Annotated in this window: 18 protein-coding genes and 1 tRNA gene; 14 read left to right on the plus strand and 5 right to left on the minus strand. The window is 65.3% G+C overall.

Translation table 11 applies throughout. The annotated features are described in order from the left end of the window. Positions 1 to 229: 229 nt before the first annotated feature. From MA09_RS13920 to MA09_RS13950, 7 genes are all read left to right on the plus strand, one after another. Complete coding sequence (locus MA09_RS13920; RefSeq protein ID WP_036249441.1) at positions 230 to 1,228, plus strand: glycosyltransferase family 2 protein; 999 nt, start codon at positions 230 to 232, stop codon at positions 1,226 to 1,228. Between the two features lie 7 nt (positions 1,229 to 1,235). Further along, positions 1,236 to 2,207, plus strand: a complete 972-nt coding sequence (locus MA09_RS13925; RefSeq protein ID WP_036249444.1) for a glycosyltransferase family 4 protein — start codon at positions 1,236 to 1,238, stop codon at positions 2,205 to 2,207. Continuing rightward, positions 2,204 to 3,682 carry a glycosyltransferase gene (locus tag MA09_RS13930; protein WP_229440705.1) on the plus strand — a complete coding sequence of 493 codons (1,479 nt, stop codon included), beginning with the start codon at positions 2,204 to 2,206 and terminating at the stop codon, positions 3,680 to 3,682. The genes MA09_RS13925 and MA09_RS13930 overlap by 4 nt, the downstream gene beginning before the upstream one ends. Before the next feature lie 98 nt (positions 3,683 to 3,780). Then, a complete protein-coding gene (locus tag MA09_RS13935) occupies positions 3,781 to 4,527 on the plus strand; it encodes an SDR family oxidoreductase (RefSeq protein ID WP_036249447.1) in 747 nt (248 codons plus the stop codon). Between the two features lies 1 nt (position 4,528). After that, entirely contained in the window at positions 4,529 to 5,092 is a 564-nt protein-coding gene (locus tag MA09_RS13940; RefSeq protein ID WP_036249449.1) for an HAD-IIIA family hydrolase, read from the plus strand. A 23-nt stretch (positions 5,093 to 5,115) separates the two neighbouring features. Next, positions 5,116 to 6,240: a glycosyltransferase family 9 protein gene (locus tag MA09_RS13945; RefSeq protein WP_051933431.1), complete on the plus strand. Its 1,125-nt coding sequence runs from the start codon at positions 5,116 to 5,118 to the stop codon at positions 6,238 to 6,240. A gap of 109 nt (positions 6,241 to 6,349) precedes the next feature. Next, positions 6,350 to 6,426 (plus strand) — tRNA-Pro (locus MA09_RS13950). A 193-nt stretch (positions 6,427 to 6,619) separates the two neighbouring features. Here the strand turns inward: MA09_RS13950 and MA09_RS13955 are convergent. The 3 genes from MA09_RS13955 to MA09_RS13965 all read right to left on the minus strand — a co-directional run bounded on the left by MA09_RS13955 (position 6,620) and on the right by MA09_RS13965 (position 9,687). Continuing rightward, on the minus strand, positions 6,620 to 7,159 hold the full coding sequence (locus tag MA09_RS13955) for a GNAT family N-acetyltransferase (RefSeq protein ID WP_051933432.1): 540 nt from the start codon (positions 7,157 to 7,159) through the stop codon (positions 6,620 to 6,622). An 86-nt stretch (positions 7,160 to 7,245) separates the two neighbouring features. Beyond that, positions 7,246 to 7,689 carry a hypothetical protein gene (locus MA09_RS13960; protein WP_036249452.1) on the minus strand — a complete coding sequence of 148 codons (444 nt, stop codon included), beginning with the start codon at positions 7,687 to 7,689 and terminating at the stop codon, positions 7,246 to 7,248. Between the two features lie 102 nt (positions 7,690 to 7,791). After that, positions 7,792 to 9,687 (minus strand): MFS transporter, encoded by a 1,896-nt coding sequence (locus tag MA09_RS13965; protein WP_036249455.1) that lies wholly within the window; start codon positions 9,685 to 9,687, stop codon positions 7,792 to 7,794. Between the two features lie 264 nt (positions 9,688 to 9,951). On the opposite strand from MA09_RS13965, the gene MA09_RS13970 reads away from it, so the two are divergent. Continuing rightward, a complete protein-coding gene (locus tag MA09_RS13970) occupies positions 9,952 to 10,134 on the plus strand; it encodes a hypothetical protein (RefSeq protein ID WP_036249457.1) in 183 nt (60 codons plus the stop codon). Between the two features lie 133 nt (positions 10,135 to 10,267). Here MA09_RS13970 and MA09_RS13975 read toward each other — a convergent pair whose 3' ends face one another. Both MA09_RS13975 and MA09_RS13980 read right to left on the minus strand, forming a co-directional pair. Then, entirely contained in the window at positions 10,268 to 11,587 is a 1,320-nt protein-coding gene (locus MA09_RS13975; protein ID WP_036249459.1) for a homoserine dehydrogenase, read from the minus strand. Between the two features lie 47 nt (positions 11,588 to 11,634). After that, on the minus strand, positions 11,635 to 12,861 hold the full coding sequence (locus MA09_RS13980; RefSeq protein WP_036249461.1) for a pyridoxal phosphate-dependent aminotransferase: 1,227 nt from the start codon (positions 12,859 to 12,861) through the stop codon (positions 11,635 to 11,637). 329 nt (positions 12,862 to 13,190) lie between these two features. Between MA09_RS13980 and MA09_RS13985 the strand changes: the two genes are divergently transcribed. The 6 genes from MA09_RS13985 (at position 13,191) to MA09_RS24620 (ending at position 17,986) form a co-directional block, all read left to right on the plus strand. Beyond that, a complete protein-coding gene (locus MA09_RS13985) occupies positions 13,191 to 13,568 on the plus strand; it encodes an Mth938-like domain-containing protein (protein ID WP_036249464.1) in 378 nt (125 codons plus the stop codon). A 290-nt stretch (positions 13,569 to 13,858) separates the two neighbouring features. Then, complete coding sequence (locus MA09_RS13990; RefSeq protein WP_081897591.1) at positions 13,859 to 14,329, plus strand: peroxiredoxin; 471 nt, start codon at positions 13,859 to 13,861, stop codon at positions 14,327 to 14,329. Between the two features lie 272 nt (positions 14,330 to 14,601). Beyond that, positions 14,602 to 16,443 carry a PhoH family protein gene (locus MA09_RS13995; protein WP_036249465.1) on the plus strand — a complete coding sequence of 614 codons (1,842 nt, stop codon included), beginning with the start codon at positions 14,602 to 14,604 and terminating at the stop codon, positions 16,441 to 16,443. 94 nt (positions 16,444 to 16,537) lie between these two features. Further along, complete coding sequence (locus MA09_RS14000) at positions 16,538 to 17,107, plus strand: hypothetical protein (RefSeq protein ID WP_051933433.1); 570 nt, start codon at positions 16,538 to 16,540, stop codon at positions 17,105 to 17,107. Between the two features lie 35 nt (positions 17,108 to 17,142). Continuing rightward, the gene (locus MA09_RS14005; protein ID WP_036249467.1) at positions 17,143 to 17,505 is read left to right on the plus strand and encodes a YciI family protein; all 363 of its coding nucleotides are present in this window, start codon (positions 17,143 to 17,145) and stop codon (positions 17,503 to 17,505) included. Positions 17,506 to 17,590: 85 nt separating this feature from the next. Beyond that, on the plus strand, positions 17,591 to 17,986 hold the full coding sequence (locus tag MA09_RS24620) for a YciI family protein (RefSeq protein ID WP_051933434.1): 396 nt from the start codon (positions 17,591 to 17,593) through the stop codon (positions 17,984 to 17,986). Positions 17,987 to 17,994: the final 8 nt, after the last annotated feature.

Below are 17,994 nucleotides of genomic sequence, written 5' to 3' on the forward strand. Positions count from 1 at the left end.
ACTGAGCGGATGCCGGGGCGGCCCTGCCGCCCCTTTGCGCGCCCCTCTCTTCCCTGCGCGTTGCCGCGTCCCTGGCCTGATCCGGGCCGAACATTGACGCAGCTCCAACCCTCCCCGGCCTGGCGGAACCCGTCCGTTCCTGCGCGACTCCAACCGCACTCAACACGTCCCGTTGTCCGCATGTCGCGGTGGGCGGCGCACGTGCGTGGAGCGCAAGCGGAGGTGGATCATGCCTGCAAGGACGGAAGATGCAACGATCGCGGTTTCGGTGGTGGTGCCGGCCTGTGGCCGCATGGACCTGCTCGACCGCTGCCTGGACGCGCTGGTGCGCCAGCAGTTCGATCCGCACCAGGTCGAAATCGTCGTCGTCGACGACGAACCCAATCACAATACCCTGCACCTGGTCGCCGGCTGGCGCACCCGCACGCTCGAGCGCGGCCCGCGCCTTTCCTACGTCGCCAACCCGGGGCCGGTCGGCCCGGCGTCAAGCCGCAATCGCGGCTGGCGCGCCGCGCGCGCCCCCATTGTTGCCTTCACGACCGACGACGCGGTACCGGAACCGGGCTGGCTGGCGGAGGGCCTGGCCGCCTTGCGTGACGACGCCGAGGTGGTCTGTGGACGCATTCAGACCCCGGTCCCGGCCCGCCCCACCGAATACCAGCGTAGTGCCCACGGGCACGAGGCCGCCGACTTCACCAGCGCCAGCTGCTTCTTCCGCAAGACCGTGCTGGAGCGGCTCGACGGCTTCGACGAGCGCTTCAGCGTGCCGCGGGGCAGCGATGCCGACATGTATTTCCGCCTGCTCGAACACGGCATGTCCATCGTGCGGGCACCGCGCGCCCTCGTGGTCCATCCGGTCCGCCCCGCGCCCTGGGGCGCCAGCCTGCTGCAGATCCGCCATGCGGTGTTCGACGCCCTGCTCTACAAGAAGCATCCTGCGCTGTACCGGCAGAAGGTCGAGGCGCGCCCGCGCTGGGACCACTACGCGATTGTCGGCGTGCTGCTGCTCGCCCTGGCGGGGCTGCTGGCCGGCCTGCCGGTGCTGGCCGGCCTTGCCTTTGCCGGCTGGGTGCTGCTCACGGCCCGCCTGTGTGCGCACCGTCTGCGCGGCGTCACGCACTCGCCGTCGCATGTGGCCGATATCGTCATCACCTCGGCCCTGCTTCCGCCGCTGGCCGTGTTCTGGCGCCTGGCCGGGGCGGTGCGCTACCGCGTCCGTTTCGCTTGAGGCCGCCATGCGCAGACTGAAGGTCCTCACCTGGCACACCCACGGCAGCTACCTGCACTACCTGTCGCACGCGCCGCACGAGTTCTACGTCCTGTCCAAGCCCGGCTGCCCGCCCGGCTACGGCGGCCGTTGCGGCAGCATGCCCTGGCGCGACAACGTCCACGACCTTCCCGTCGAGCACGCGCGCCACCACGAATTCGACTGCATCCTGTTCCAGGACGACTACCAGTGGGAGAAGGACCAGTACGAATTCCTGGCACCGGCACAGCGGGCGCTGCCGCGCATCTACCTCGAACACGATCCGCCGCTGGCCCACCCCACCAACACCCGCCATCCGGTCGACGATCCCGACGTGCTGCTGGTGCACGTCACCCCCTTCAACGCCCTGATGTGGGACAACGGACGCACGCCGGTGCGCGTGATCGAGCACGGCGTCCCGGCCGCGCACGAGGTGCAGTACAGCGGCGAGCTGGCGCGCGGGCTGGTGGTCACCAACCACCTGGCACGGCGCGGCCGGCGCATGGGGCCCGACCTGTTCCTGCAGGCGCGCGAGGCGGTGCCGCTAGACCTGGTCGGCATGGCCGCGCACGAGCTCGGCGGCCTGGGCGAAATCGAGCATGCCCGGCTGCCCGCCTTCATGGCGCGCTATCGCTTCCTGTTCAGCCCGATCCGCTATTCGAGCCTGGGGCTGGCCGTCATCGAGGCCATGATGGCCGGGCTCCCGGTAGTCACCTTCGCCACCGCCGAAATGACCACCGTCATCGAGAACGGCGTGTCGGGCTACACCGCGACCGGCCTGCAGCCGCTGCTGGCGCACATGCAGGCCCTGCTCGACGATCCGGGCCTGGCCCGCCAACTCGGCGAAGGCGCCCGCCGCACCGCACGCGACCGCTTTTCGATCGGACGCTTCAGCAGCGACTGGGATGCCGCGCTGCGCCACGTTACCGGCCTGGGCCCGGCCCGGCAGGAGTCAGCATGAAACTCGATGAAATCCAGGCCGCAGCGAACATGGCAGCAGCGATGGCAGCAGGTACCGCAGGACAGGCGGCGGCCGATGCGGCCATCGGGGCGTCTGCGCAGGCGGACGTCCTCCCGGTTTCCCATCCGCCCCTGGCCGCAGGCAGCACGGGCGCACGTCGCCGCATCGCCATCATCAGCGACCACGCGTCACCGTTGGCCGCACCCGGCAGCGTCGACTGCGGTGGCCAGAACGTCTACGTGGCGCAGCTCGCGTGCGAACTGGCCCGTGCCGGACACCTGGTCGACGTCTTCACGCGCCGCGACGCGCCCGAGCAGTCCCAGGTCGTGCACTGGAGCGACAACATCCGGGTCATCCACGTGCCGGCCGGGCCACCGCGCCACGTGCCGAAAGAGCAGATGCTGCCGCACATCGATGCGTTCTCGCGCTACGTCGCCCGCTTCGCGCGGCGCCAGCCGGCCGCCTACGACATCGTGCACGCCAACTTCTTCATGTCGGGCATGGTCGCACAGCACCTCAAGGAGGCGCTCGGACTTCCCTTCGTGATCACCTTCCATGCGCTGGGCCGGGTGCGCCGCCTCGCGCAGGGCACGGCCGACACCTTCCCCGTCGAACGCATGCGCATCGAAGCGGCGCTGATGCGCACGGCCGACCGCATCATCGCCGAGTGCCCGCAAGACCGCTACGACATGGAACGGCTCTATGGCGCGCCGCTCTCGCGCATCGCGATCACGCCCTGCGGTTTCTCGCCCGATGAGCTGTGGCCGGTGCCGATGCTAGAAGCCCGTGCACGCCTTGGCCTCGAGGAAGGCCGCTTCATCGTGCTCCAGCTCGGCCGCATGGTGCCGCGCAAAGGTGTCGACACCGTCATCCAGGGCGTGGCCATGCTGCGCAACCGCTATGGCGTCGACGCACAGCTGCTGGTGGTCGGTGGAGACCTCGGCGGCCATCCCGGCGGTCACCTCAGGGGTCGCCTCAATGGTCACCTCGGTGGCCACACCGGCGGCGGCGACGGCCTGGAGCTGGCACGCCTGCGCAGTGTCGCGGCCGACCTCGGCATCGCGGCGCACGTGCGCTTCACGGGGCAGCAGCCGCGCGCCGTGCTGCGCGACTACTACAGCGCCGCCAACGTCTTCGCCAGCACGCCCTGGTACGAGCCCTTCGGCATCACGCCGGTCGAGGCGATGGCCTGCGCCCGCCCGGTGGTCGGCGCCGAAGTGGGCGGCATCAAGAGCACCGTCAGCGACAGCGTAACCGGCTTCCTGATTCCTTCACGCGACCCGGCGGCGCTGGCCGACCGGCTGGCGCGACTGCACCGCCATCCCGAGCTGGCGCGCGCGATGGGTGAAGCCGGGCGCCGCCGAGCCTGCGAACACTACACCTGGCGCCACGTTGCCACCCAACTGGCCGCCATTTACGCCGACGTGCTGGATGCCACCCGGCCGGCGGCACAAGCTGCAGCCTACCCCAACTAAAAGCGACTGACAAAACCCTGAGGCAAGGGATGCGGCCCACCGACGCATCGTCGAGCCATCAGGGAATTGCTAGGCGCGCCAAGCTACCTGAGGAGCCCATGAATACCACGACGCAGCATCATCCTTCCCTGCAAGGCAAGGCCGTACTGGTGACCGGCGCCGCGAGCGGCCTGGGTGCCGCACTCGCATGCCGCCTGGCCGCCTCCGGCGCCAGCATCTTCGGGGTCGACCTGCAGGCCGCGCGCCTGGCCGACAGCATGGCGCAGCTGCGCGAACAGGGCGCGCAGGCGCATGCCCTGGGCGTCGACATTGCCGACCCAGGCGCCGCGCCGCGCGTGATCGAGCACGCCGTCGGCGTGCTGGGACGCCTCGACATCCTGGTCAACAATGCCGGCACCGACGTTACATTGCCGATCGCCGACCTGCAGGACGAAGACTGGCTGCGCGTGGTCGGCACCAACCTGACGGCGCCCTTCCTGCTGTCCAAGTACGCAGCCGGCGCGATGCGCCGCCACGGCGGCGGCCACATCGTCAACATCGCCTCCACCGCCGCCAAGCGCGCCTGGCCGAATGCCAGCGCCTATCACGCCAGCAAATGGGGCCTGCTGGGCCTGTCGCATGCGCTGCATGCCGAACTGCGGCCAGAAAACATCCGCGTCACCGCCGTGATCGCCGGCGGCATGCGCACGCCCTTCCTGCTCGACCGCTTCCCCGACCTCGACCCCGACAGCCTGCAAGACCCGGCCGACGTCGCCGACGCCATCCATTCCGTGCTGGTGCTGCCGCCCACCACGGTCGTCGCCGAACTCACCGTCCTGCCGCTGCGCGAAACCTCCTGGCCCTGACATGAAAGCGATCTTCCTCGACAAGGACGGCACCCTGGTCGACGACCTTCCCTACAATGTCGAGCCGCGCCGGATCCGGCTGGTGAGCGGGGCCGGCGCCGCCCTGCGCCTGCTGGCGCGGCTCGGTTACCGCTTCTTCGTCGTGACCAACCAGTCCGGCATCGCGCACGGCTGCTTCGGAGAAGAAGCCATGGGACCGGTCGCCGACCGCCTGGCCGACCTGCTGTTCCGCGAACACCTCACGCTGGACGGCTTCTATTACTGTCCCCACCACCCGCTGGGCACGGTCGGCACCTATGCCATGGTCTGCGCCTGCCGCAAACCCTCGCCGGGCATGCTCATCAAGGCCGCCCACGAACACGACATCAACCTGCGCGAATCCTGGATGATCGGCGACATCCTGCACGACGTCGAAGCCGGCAACCGCGCCGGCTGCCACACGCTCCTGATCGACAACGGCAACGAGACCGAATGGCGGCTCGGCCCGCGCCGCGTGCCCACCCGCATGGCGCCGGACCTGTATTCCGCCGCCGTGCTGATCGCCTCGCACGACGAGGCGCGATGAGACAGCTTCACGAGGGAGGCGCCATGAGCACCCGGTTGTCGCGCCCCTGGCAGTCCGTACGGCGCATCCTGTGCGTCCGGCTCGATTCGCTCGGCGACGTGCTCATGTGCACGCCGGCGATCCGGGCCCTGCGCCATACCCTGCCGGGCTGCCGCCTCACGCTGCTCACCTCGCCTTCCGGCGCGGCGGTCGCGCCCTGCATCCCCGAGCTCGACGCCGCGATCGCTTACCGCGCCCCCTGGATGAAGCACGCGGAGCCGGCGGGCACGGAAGCCCTGCAGGAATGCGCCACGCAGCTCGCTGCCCAGCGCTTCGACGCCGCCGTGATCTTCACGACGTATTCGCAAAGTCCTCTGCCCGCCGCGATGCTGTGCCACCTGGCGGGCATTCCGCTGCGGCTGGCCTCCTGCCGCGAGAATCCTTACCAGTTGCTCACCGACTGGGTGCCCGAGCGCGAGCTCGAACGCGCAAGCCGCCACGAAGTGCAGCGCCAGCTCGACCTGGTCGCCCATGTCGGCTGCGCGACTTCCGACACCACGCTCTCCTTCGCCGTCCCGGCGGCGGACGCGTCGCGCGTCGGCACCAAGCTGGAAGATGCGGGAATCGATCCGGCGGCGCCCTACCTGGTGCTGCATGCGGGCGCGAGTGCCGCATCGCGGCGCTACCCGCTCCGGCACTGGTTGGTGTTGATCGGCATGCTGCGCAGGCAGTTCGGCTACCCGATCGTCCTGACCGGCGACCGCGGCGAGGCGGATGCGCTGCGTCCGCTGGCCGAGGCCTGGAAAGCCGCGACGCATTCCCTGATCGGAAAGCTCGAACTGGGAGAGCTGGGCGCACTCATCCGCGGCTCAAGCCTGCTCATCACCGGCAACACGGGGCCGGCGCACATCGCGGCCGCCGTCGGCACGCCCCTGGTCGACCTGTACGCGCTGACGAATCCCCAGCACACACCCTGGCGCGTCGCGCACCGCCTGCTGTTCCATGACGTCAGCTGCCGCAACTGCCTGCGCAGCAGCTGCCCGCAGGGCCACCATGCCTGCCTGGACTCCCTGGCGCCGCGCACGGTGCTGGAGGCTGCCGTCGAGCTGCTGGCGGCTGCCCCGCAGAGGCCGGCGCGCACGGATGACGGGGCACTTGCCTTCCCCTAGCGGAGACCGTATTGACGGGCTCGATATGCGAAAGCGCAAAAATCTGCGCGCAAACGTATTACAAAAACTCAAGTTTTTGGACGAGCTCTGATATAATTTCCGAGTTAGTCGGGGCGTAGCGCAGCCTGGTAGCGTACCTGCATGGGGTGCAGGGGGTCGGAGGTTCGAATCCTCTCGCCCCGACCAACAAATCCATCATTGGGGCCAACCATCGGTTGGCCTTTTTGTTTGATGTGTTCCGTCCCGACGTTCGCTAGAGGGGATTGGATGCTCGTGCCACCGATGCTTCGCATTCAGGTCGAATCGAGATCGACAACACATTACCGGAACCACCGGCACGACCTCCTGGCCAACGCACGCCACCGAACAGCCACCCAGCTTACGCTTGCTTTTCCAGGGCCTTGCTCCACGACTCGCGGGCGACACGCCGGAATCCCAGTTTCTCGAACATGCGTTGCGCACGTCGGTTATCTGAATGAATGTCGGCCACGAGATGGCTTAAGCCAAGGACATCCCTGGCGTAGATCGTCAGCAGCGTGATTGCTGCTCTCATATGGCCGCTTCCCCAAGCCGACTGTCTCGACAAGCAGCCCACCTCCGCCATATGAAGCGACTCGTCGAAGCTGTGCAATCCACAGGTACCGATGGGGGTATCACTACCAATAGGCACGATCGCCCACTCCAGGGATTCGCCCTTTACCAGCAGCGTATGAACACTCTGGAGCATCAGTGAAACCGTTCCCGGATTGTTGAATGGCTCTTCATCCGTATATTCCATGACCGCCGGATCGCTGTAAATCTGGAAAAGCGCCGAGGCGTCGCCACTGGTCATGCTCCTCAGCTCGACTGTGTCGCCTTGCAGGCGGGGAAGTGTAGTAGGCAGCATAAAATAAAGATCAGCCAATACCTCGCTGGCCATGTTTCCAGAATCAAGGCGAGCGTCGAATTTTCAACGCTGGTGCAGGCCTACCTGGACAGTCGGCGTCCAAGCCACCGATGCACGAGCTAGTACCATTCGAGCGCTTCCAATTCGGCATGGTCAGCTCTCCCCTCACTCAACATACCGAGGGCGGAAATGAAATTGTCGAGCAATACTGGCTCCGACATCAAATGCAGCGTTGCCTCGCTGGCGAACTCCCGATCTTCGAAGCGGCTGAACTCGGACTGCGCCAATACGCGCACAAAGAGCTTGGCTCTTTTTCGGAAATGCATGCGAACGTCAAGCGCGCCAGATGCATACTCCGGCCCGAATTCGCCGAATCGAAGGTTGAACAAGCCTCCGTGGATCTGATCCTTGAATTTGTGGAGTCCCGACACCGTGTCGGCGAGTTTTTTATGTCCAACGTATATATCGGTGGAGAACAAGGAACGCCCGTCACGGATCTCCACTTGCAGAGCAAGCATGTCCTCATCAGACGACAACTTGCTGAAGCTGATGCCAGGCGTCATAGGCTACATTCACAATGATGTCTTACAAATCGACCGGGGTGTCGTGAAGCACGATCATCCTGTCAAAGCATTGGCACTGTCGCCGCATGCCGGCGGCCCTGCCTACTTCCAATCCCCCCGCAACGCCAGCACCTGCTGCTGCAAATACTCCGGCGAGGCCGCCTCCGGCGCTACCGGATGCCCCACCGCCAGCGCCAGCTTCGAGCGGATCCCACGCGCGAACGAACGCTCGAACACATTCGACTTATCGCGCGTGAACACGCTGCCCCACAGCCCGCGCAGGGCCATCGGGATCACCGGCACCTTGCTGCGCTCGACGATCTTCGCGATGCCGCTGCGGAACTCGTTGATCTCGCCGGTATGGGTCAGCTTCCCTTCCGGGAAGATGCACACCAGTTCTCCCTGGTGCAGCGCTTCCGCGATGTCGACGAAGGCGCGCTCCATCATGAACGGATCTTCCTTGCTTGGTGCGATCGGGATCGCCTTGGCCGCGCGGAAGATCCAGCGCAGGAAGGGCGTCCTGAAGATGCGGTGGTCCATCACGAAGCGGATCGGACGCGGGCTGGCGGCGCCGATGACGAGTGCGTCGACGTAGCTCACGTGGTTGCAAACCAGCACCGCAGGGCCCTGCTCTGGAATGCGGTCGGCGTCGATGGTGCGTACGCGGTAGCCGGTGTGGATCAGCATCCAGGCCAGGAAGCGCATCAGGAATTCCGGCACCAGCGAGAAGATGTACACCGCCACGCAGGCGTTCAGCAGCGCCGTCGCCAGGAACATTTCAGGAATGGTGAAGCCCTGCCCCAGCAGCACGATCGCCACGCCGGCGGCCGCCACCATGAACAGCGCATTCAGGATGTTCATGCCGGCGATGGTGCGCGACACGTGTTTCGGGTCGCAGCGGGTCTGGATCAGCGCAAACAGGGGCACGATGAACAGGCCGCCGAACACGCCGATCAGGACCAGGTCGAGCATGATGCGCCACGCGCCCGGCAGGCCCATCAAGGCGATGGCGCCCACGGTCGCCGTGCCGTTGAGCTCCGCATAGGCCACGCTGGCGAAATACAGGTCGATGCCGAATACCGACAGGCCGATCGAGCCGAAAGGCACCAGGCCGATCTCGACCTTGTGGCCCGAGAGCTTTTCGCACAGCAGCGAACCGGCGCCGATGCCGAGCGAGAACACGGTCAGCAGCAGCATGATCACGCTGTGGTCGCCGTGCAGGTAATCCTTGGCGTACAGCGGGAACTGCGACAGCACCAGCGCGCCGTAGAACCAGAACCAGGAATTGCCCAGCATCGACAGGAACACGGTGCGATTCTGGCTCGAGAACTTCAGGTTGCGGATCGATTCGGCGAAGGGATTGCGGCTGATCTTCAGCTCCGGCACCGGCGCCGGCGATGGCGGGATGCGCCAGCTAGCGAACAAGCCCAGCACCGCGCACAGCAGCGTGCCGCCGGCGACCAGCTCGATGCCCCAGGGTTTCACGCCGACCAGCAGCGTGCCCGCGACCTCGCCCAGCAGGATGCCCACAAACGTACCCATCTCGATGACGCCGTTGCCGCCGACCAGTTCCTCGGATTTCAGGTGCTGCGGCAGGTAGGCGTACTTGACCGGGCCGAACAGGGTCGAGTGCAAGCCCATGCCGACCACGGCGGCGACCAGGACCCACAGCGTGTGGGTCAGCCAGCCGATACCGGCCACCAGCATGATGGCGATTTCGAGCAGCTTGACGAACCTGGCCATGCGCGCCTTGTCGAACTTGTCGGCGATCTGGCCGGAGGTCGCGGAAAACAGCACGAAGGGCAGGATGAACAGGCCCGCGATCAGGTTGTTCAGCATGCCCGGATCAAGCGTGGTCCAGTTCGCGGTGTCGAAGGTTAGCGCCACCAGCAGCGCGGTCTTGAACAGGTTGTCGTTGAAGGCGCCGAAGAACTGGGTCCAGAAGAAGGGGCCGAAACGGCGCTGCGTCAGCAGGGAGAACTGGCTCGGTTGGCTCATGCGCTTATCTCTTGTTCAAGGAAGTCGTAATCTACAACAGGCACCGGGACCATACAAAGGATATTGCCCCATCTCATCGTTGCGTCGCCGATATTAATTCCTAAAGTCTCGGCTGGCGATACCGGATGGGTAAAAAGCATAGTCCGCCAATCGGTTCAAGCGGCGTGCCATGTCAACCGGAGGCATTGATAAACTTGATTGAAACGTCTCAAGCATCCGTACACACAACGCGATTGTGCAGCGCAGCGCAGGTAGAATCCGCGGATGACCTCTTCCGACTTCCTCCTCCGCTACGCCAGCGTGACGACGGCGCTGTTCGACCATATCGAACACGACATGCTGGCCCTGTCCTGTGCGTTCATCGACGATGACGACACTCCGCCACCAGCCTGGCAGGATGCCCTGCCTCCACACGCGATGCAGCCGCTCGGCCTGCCTCAGGCGTGACAGCCCTGAACACGCAGCCGGCCGGCAAAAAAAATGATTCGAATTTGCGGGCAATGCCGCAGAATTCGAATCATGTTGTGCCCGGCAACACCTGTCCTCCGGCCAGCCCACCGCCGTTGCGGCGGCGGGGTTCTCAGGCCAGCGTTTCGAGGCGAATCCGCGTGACCTTGCCGATCACTGCCGGCAGGTTCTCGATCTTCTCGATCGCCGCGATGATGTTCTTCTCGCGGGTCTGGTGGGTGAGCAGGATGATGTCGAGGTTGACCTGGTCTCCCGGCTCCTTCTGCAGCACCGCGTCGATCGAGATGCCGGCGTCGGCCAGGATGCGGGTCAGGTCGGCCATCACGCCGAGCTGGTCCTTCACGTAGACGCGCAGGTAGTAGCTGGTGGTGATCTCGGCCATCGGCACGATGGCGACGTCGGTCATCTCGTTCGGCTGGAAAGCCAGGTGCGGCACGCGGCAGTACGGGTCGACGGTCGCCAGGCGGGTCACGTCGACCAGGTCGGCGATCACGGCCGAGGCAGTCGGCTCCGAGCCCGCGCCCTTGCCGTAGTACAGCGAAGCGCCCACCGCGTCGGCCTGCACCAGCACTGCATTCATCGCGCCTTCCACGTTGGCGATCAGGCGTGCCGCCGGGATCAGGGTCGGATGCACGCGCAGCTCGATGCCTTCGCCCGACGCCGTATGGGTGCGGCGTGCGATGCCCAGCAGCTTGATGCGGTAACCGAGCTGCTCGGCGTAGCGGATGTCGCGTGCCTGCAACTGGCTGATGCCCTCGATGTAGGCCTTGTCGAACTGCACCGGGATGCCGAAGGCGATCGCCGACATGATGGTGAGCTTGTGCGCCGCGTCCACGCCCTCGATGTCGAAGGTCGGGTCGGCCTCGGCATAGCCCAGCTCCTGGGCCTGCTTCAGCACGGTGGCGAAGTCCAGGCCCTTTTCGCGCATTTCCGACAGGATGAAGTTGGTGGTGCCGTTGATGATGCCGGCCACCGATTCGATGCGGTTTGCCGTCAGGCCTTCGCGCAGCGCCTTGATGATCGGCACGCCGCCGGCGACGGCCGCCTCGAAGGCCACCATCACGCCCTTTTCCTGGGCTGCGGCGAAGATCTCGTTGCCGTGCAGGGCCAGCAGGGCCTTGTTCGCCGTGACGACATGCTTGCCGTTGGCGATTGCCCTCAAGACCAATTCGCGCGGGAGCTCGTAGCCGCCGATCAGCTCGACGACGATGTCGATGTCCGGGTGGTTCACCACGGCGAATGGGTCGGCCACCACTTCCACGGCGGCGCCGACAATGCCGCGTGCCTTTTCCAGGTTGCGCGCCGCCACCATCGTGATCTCGATTCCGCGGCCGGCGCGGCGGCGGATATCCTCCTGGTTGCGTTGAAGAACGTTAAAGGTGCCCGCACCGACGGTGCCGATGCCCAGGAGGCCTACTTTGATGGGTTTCATGATCTCGTATCTTCGTTAATGACCAAAAAGGAGCAACGTCGCCCGCCTCAGCGCGCGTGGCGTCGGCGGTACCCGTCCAGGAAGCGCGCGATGCGTCCGCAGGCATCCGTCAAGTCGTCGGAATTAGGCAGGAACACCAGCCGGAAATGGTCCGGGGCGATCCAGTTGAAGCCGGTGCCCTGCACCAGCAGCACTTTTTCCTCGGACAGCAGTTGGCAGATGAACTGCTGGTCGTCCGCGATCGGGTACATCTTCGGGTCGAGGCGTGGGAACATGTACAGCGCCGCTTTTGGCTTGACGCAGGACACACCCGGAATGTCGGTGAGCAGCTTGTGCGCGAGGTCGCGCTGTTTCAGGAGGCGTCCCCCGGGGCCGACCAGGTCGGCGATGCTCTGGTAGCCGCCAAGGGCGGTCTGGATCGCGAACTGGCCCGGCGCATTGGCGCACAGGCGCATCGAAGCCAGCATGTTCAGGCCCTCGATGTAGTCCCTGGCGTGGCGCTTCTCGCCCGACACCACCATCCAGCCGGCTCGGTAGCCGCAGGAGCGGTAATTCTTCGACAGGCCGTTCAGGGTCACGAACAGGACGTCGTCGGCCAGCGAGGCAATGGAAACATGCTCTTCGCCATCGTACAGGGTCTTGTCGTAGATCTCGTCGGCGTAGACGATCAGTTGGTGCTGGCGCGCCAGCTCGATGATGTCCAGCAGGACTTCGCGCGGATACAAGGCGCCGGTCGGGTTGTTCGGATTGATGACGACGATCGCGCGCGTATTGGGGGTGATTTTCCGGCGCATGTCTTCGATGTCGGGCAGCCAGCCGGCGCCCTCGTCGCACACGTAGTGGATGGGCGCGCCGCCGGCCAGGCTGACGGCCGCGGTCCACAGCGGGTAGTCCGGGGCCGGCACCAGCACCTCGTCGCCATTATTCAGCAGGCCCTGCATGGCCATAACGATCAGTTCCGATGCGCCATTGCCCAGGTAAATATCATCGATCCCGACGCCGGCGATGTTCTTGCCCTGGGTGTAGTGCATCACCGCCTTGCGCGGCGCGAACATGCCCTTGGAGTCGGTATAACCGGCTGCGCCGTGCATGTTGCGGATCATGTCGTGCACGATTTCGTCGGGCGGATCGAAACCGAACACCGCCAGGTTGCCGATGTTCAGCTTGATGATCTTCTGGCCGTCTTCTTCCATCGCCCGGGCCTGTTCCAGGGCCGGGCCGCGGATTTCGTAGCAGACGTCGTCCAGCTTGTTCGATTTCGAGATCGGTCGCAAAGTGTCCCCTGTGAGATATGGCTCGCGCGCCCGCGCTTGTCGTGCGCTTTTGTTGCAGTGCGAAAAATACCCATTCTGCCGAAAGCGCTCGATTTAAGCAACCTTACCCCGTTCCGACCGAATAAAATCCTGCCGGAGAGCACTGCCGGGACGTTTGGCAGCCTTTACTATGCACCGGCACCGGATGAAGTCGGATAGCGCCGGTCCGATCATGCTCCATCCGGCGATGCGGGACAGCCCACCTCTCCGGGTTACAATGGATGCTTCGATGCCAACCTGCCGCCAACTGCCCCGCCGGGCATCGCTGCGGCTCACCATCTCGCGATACGATGAAGCTCCATTCCGACAATACCCAGCAGTACCAGACCGTCACCGGCTACGACGCCAGCGGGGTCGAGATCAACGCCGAGCGTTTCAACTACAGCCTGACCGTCATGCCGGAAGTGCCGCCGCGTGCCTGGAACGTGGCACGTTTCGAAGACCTGACCGCTGCCCATTTCGAGGAAATTGCCAAGGATGCGCCCGACGTCGTGGTGCTCGGCACCGGCGAGCGCCAGCGCTTCGTCCATCCGAAACTGGTGGCCAGCCTCTCGAGCATGCATGTCGGGGTGGACTGCATGGATAGCCAGGCCGCCTGCCGCACCTATAACGTGCTGATGGGCGAAGGACGCAAGGTCACGCTGGCCCTGATCATCGACGGCGCCTGATTTCCAGCCTGCCGCTTTCCACTTCACGCCGCGCCCGCCGCGGTGTGTCTCCGGTCGTGTCATTCGGTCGTCCTGCAGGCGCGTAGCGGGATGCAAATTATTTCCATTTTGCATCTTGAAGAAATGAAAACCTATGCCATATTGCGGGTTGAGACCCGGTCCGCACCAGCTTTGCCCCATTGCTGATGTAAATACGGACTAGCAAGGGGCGGCCGCGCCGATTATCATTCCGGTATCCGCTGCCCTGCAGGGACCCGGCGCCAGTGCGCCATGACACCAGGAGAAACCCCGTGGCCGAGAGCCCAAACGCCGCTACCATCGACAATTTCACCGCTGCCATGACGGGAGGCCAGACCTTCGAGCTGGCCGGGCGGCCGGCGAAGTACACCGTGCTGTACTTCTATCCCAAGGACAACACCCCGGGCTGCACGACCGAGAGCATTGCCTTCCGCGAGGCCTATCCGGAGTTCCAGGCCACGAATGCCGAGATCTACGGCATCAGCCGCGACAGCCTGCGTTCGCACGAAGGCTTCAAGGCCAAGCTGGGCCTGCCCTTCGAACTGATCTCCGATCCGGAAGAAACGGTGTGCAAGCAGTTCGGTGTCATGAAGATGAAAAACATGTATGGCAAACAAGTGCGCGGCGTTGAGCGCAGTACGTTTATCATTGACGCTCAAGGCCGATTGGTGAAAGAATGGCGTGGCGTGAAAGTCAACGACCACGTGGCCGAAGTGCTGGAATTTCTGAAGAGCCAGCCCTGAAAACGGATGGCTCCAGCAACCCAGTTACCAATAACTTTGCTGGACGATTGCCACCTATTTTGAGTTACCGCGCATTTCATCACGACGATCATCAGCATCATCTCTCCCGCTGCCGCCGGACCGGCATCCTCCGGCTGCAGCCCTCAAGCTGGCAGCGCCAGCAACAGCAACACCTCCCGCAGTACACCTTAAGTAGCATCGTTTCCGTGCAGCGGCGCGCCCCGTGCTGCGCCTGCGCGTCCCATTAAGACCTTTTTCGAATCGAGAACCTGATGCCACTGCCAAAAATGCCAACCAAGCCAGCGACCATGCTGCTGGCAAAAGATTATCCCAAGGCCGAACCGGGCAAGTCGTCCGTGCGCCCGGCGTCCGCGACGGCCGACGCCGACCTCGAAGAACTGATCAGCGGCCAGGCCGTGCCGACGCCGAAGGCGACCCGGGCACGCAAGGCCAAGGCTGCCGCAGCCCCCGCCGCCAATGACGCCGCCGCCGGCGTCACCGGCACCGCGCCCGTCAATGTCGTGGGCACCCCGAACGCCGACGCCCCCACCGGCGAAGCGCCGCTGGCCAAGGGTCCGGCGCGCAAGTCGAAGGACGGTGCCGGCGCGCGCCTGCGGGAGACCGACGCCGACCAGCCGCATCCGGCCAAGCACAAGCCGGTCGAGGTCACGGTCAAGTCGTCCACCAGCCGCAAGGCCGATCGCAGCGGCACCACCAAGGTGTTCGTGCTCGACACCAACGTCCTGATGCACGACCCGACCTCGCTGTTCCGCTTCGAGGAGCACGACGTCTACCTGCCGATGATGACGCTCGAGGAGCTCGACAACCACAAGAAGGGCATGTCGGAAGTCGCGCGCAACGCCCGCCAGGTGGCGCGCACCCTCGATGCCCTGATCGCCAACGTCGACGACGACGCGATCGAGGCCGGCATCCCGCTGGCCAAGCTGGGCAACAAGGATGCCCGGGGCCGCCTCTACTTCCAGACCAACCTGGATTCCGCGCCCCTGCCCGAAGGCCTGCCCGAAGGCAAGGCCGACAACCAGATCCTGGGCGTGGTGCGTGCGCTCGAAGACCGGATGGCGGGCCGCGCCATCGTGCTGGTCTCGAAGGACATCAACATGCGCATCAAGGCGCGTGCGCTGGGCCTGCCGGCCGAGGACTACTTCAACGACCACGTGCTCGAAGACACCGACCTGCTGTACTCGGGCATCGTCCAGCTGCCGGACGATTTCTGGAACAAGCACGGCAAGGACATGGAGTCCTGGCAGGAAAACAAGAGCGGCTACTCCACCACCTTCTACCGCATCACCGGTCCCGTGATCCCGACCCTCTTGGTGAACCAATTCGTGTTCATCGAGCCGCAGAACGGCGAAGCGCCCTTCTATGGCCAGGTAAAACAGATCAACGGCAAGACCGCGGTGTTCCAGACCCTGCGCGACTACAGCCACAACAAGAACAATGTCTGGGGCATCACGGCGCGCAACCGCGAGCAGAACTTCGCGCTCAACCTCCTGATGAACCCGGAATGCGACTTCGTCACCCTGCTCGGCCAGGCCGGTACGGGTAAAACCCTGCTGGCCCTGGCGGCGGGCCTGGCCCAGGTGCTCGAGACCAAGCAATACAACGAGATCATCGTCACCCGCGTCACCGTGCCGGTGGGCGAGGACATCGGCTTCCTGCCGGGTACCGAGGAGGAGAAGATGTCGCCGTGGATGGGCGCCTTCGACGACAACCTGGAAGTGCTGATGAAGTCCGACAGCGACGGCGGCGACTGGGGCCGCGCCGCGACCCAGGACCTGATCCGCTCGCGCATCAAGATCAAGTCGCTCAACTTCATGCGCGGCCGCACGTTTGTCAACAAGTTCCTCATCATCGACGAGGCGCAGAACCTGACGCCGAAGCAGATGAAGACCCTGGTCACGCGTGCCGGTCCCGGCACCAAGATCCTGTGCCTCGGCAACATCGCCCAGATCGACACACCTTACCTCACCGAAGGCTCGAGCGGCCTGACCTATGTGGTCGACCGCTTCAAGGGCTGGAGCCACAGCGGCCACGTCACCCTGGCGCGCGGCGAACGCTCACGCCTGGCGGACCATGCCAGCGACGTGCTGTAAGCGTGTTTTACCATCGCCTGCCCTTCCGGGCAGGCGCAGTCCGGAACGCTCGCCACCTGGCGGGCGTTTTTTTTGTGCCCGCTATTCGTCGCGCATGATCTTCCTGTTAAAGCTCCTGCTGGTCCCTGCCCTCGGCATGCCGCGGGCGATGGCGGCCGCCCTGCTCGCCTATGGGCTCGCCGTCCTGCTGCTGCAGTCCGTGTCGCTGCCGCCATGGGCAGGCTTCCCCATCGTCGTGCTCGCGCTGCTGGTGGCGCCGCGGCTGTACGGGCCTGGCGCGGAACAGGCCGCACCCGGCAAGCCGGCCGGCGACCTCCCCTGGCGCATGCTGGCCGCCGCTGCCCTGTCGCTGGGCGTGACCTATGCCGCAGCGACGCTCGGTCCACGCCTCTCCGGCCTGTTTGCGATGTTTCCGGTGATGAGCACGGTGCTGGTGGGCTTCTCGCATCGGGACAGCGGGCCGGGCTTCGCGGTGGCGCTGCTGCGCGGCATGGTCAACGGCTACTACGCCTTTACGGTGTTCTGCCTGGTGCTGTCCTCCCTGCTGGGCGCGCAGCCGGCCGCCTCGGCCTTCCTGCTGGCGACCGGCGCCGCACTGCTGGTGCAACTGGGTGTCAAATGGATTTGCGCGCTGCAGCATGCCCGCCGGGGTGCGGCAGCTTAGAATAGCCGGGTTCAGTCCAACCAGGAGGGATTCCGATGCCACACATGCTGTTGATCCATGAACCCATCGGCCAGCGCGCCACCCGCGGCGAGCTTGAAGGCCGCGCCGTCTACGACCGCATGTTGCGCTGGGGCGAGGACCTCCGCAGCCGTGGCCTGTTGCTGGGGGCGGAATCGCTGGCATCGACGGACAGGGCGGTACGCGTGAGCGCTCCCGGCGGGAAGGCACGCATTATCGACGGTCCCTTTGCCGAGGCCAAGGAAATGGTGGGCGGTTTCTTCCTGGTGAACGTCGACACACGCGAAGAGGCGATCGCGCTGGCGCAGCAGTGTCCGGCGGCGGAGTGGGCCACTGTCGAGGTGCGCGCCCTGGCGCCCTGCTTCGCGCACGCAAAATAAATGAACCGGCATGTCGATTCACGGCGCCATCCTTCGTCGTAGGAGTGAGCGCCGCCTGGCGCCACCCCACGACAAGGAGACCGACATGCGTTTCATGATCATCGTCAAGGCCACAGCGGACACGGAAGCCGGCATCCTGCCGAGCCAGGAGCTGTTCGATGCCATGCACGACTACAACCAGGAGCTGGCCCGGGCCGGCGTCCTGCTCGAAGCCAATGGGCTGCAGCCCAGCCGCGACGGCTGGCGCGTCCGCTACCACGAAGGACGGCGCTCCTTCACCGACGGCCCCTTCACGGAGACCAAGGAGCTGGTCGCCGGCTACACCCTGATCCAGGTGCGCTCGCGCGAAGAGGCGATGGAATGGTCGCGCCGCTTCCCCGCCCCGCATGGCGAATTGCTTGACGCCGAGATCGAAGTGCGCCGGCTCTACGAGCTCGACGACCTTCGCGTGCTTTGCCCCGCCAGCCACGCCGCCGCCTGAAAGGAGCC

It is taken from the genome of Massilia sp. BSC265 (assembly GCF_000740675.1).
In the GTDB taxonomy this organism is placed as follows: domain Bacteria; phylum Pseudomonadota; class Gammaproteobacteria; order Burkholderiales; family Burkholderiaceae_D; genus Telluria.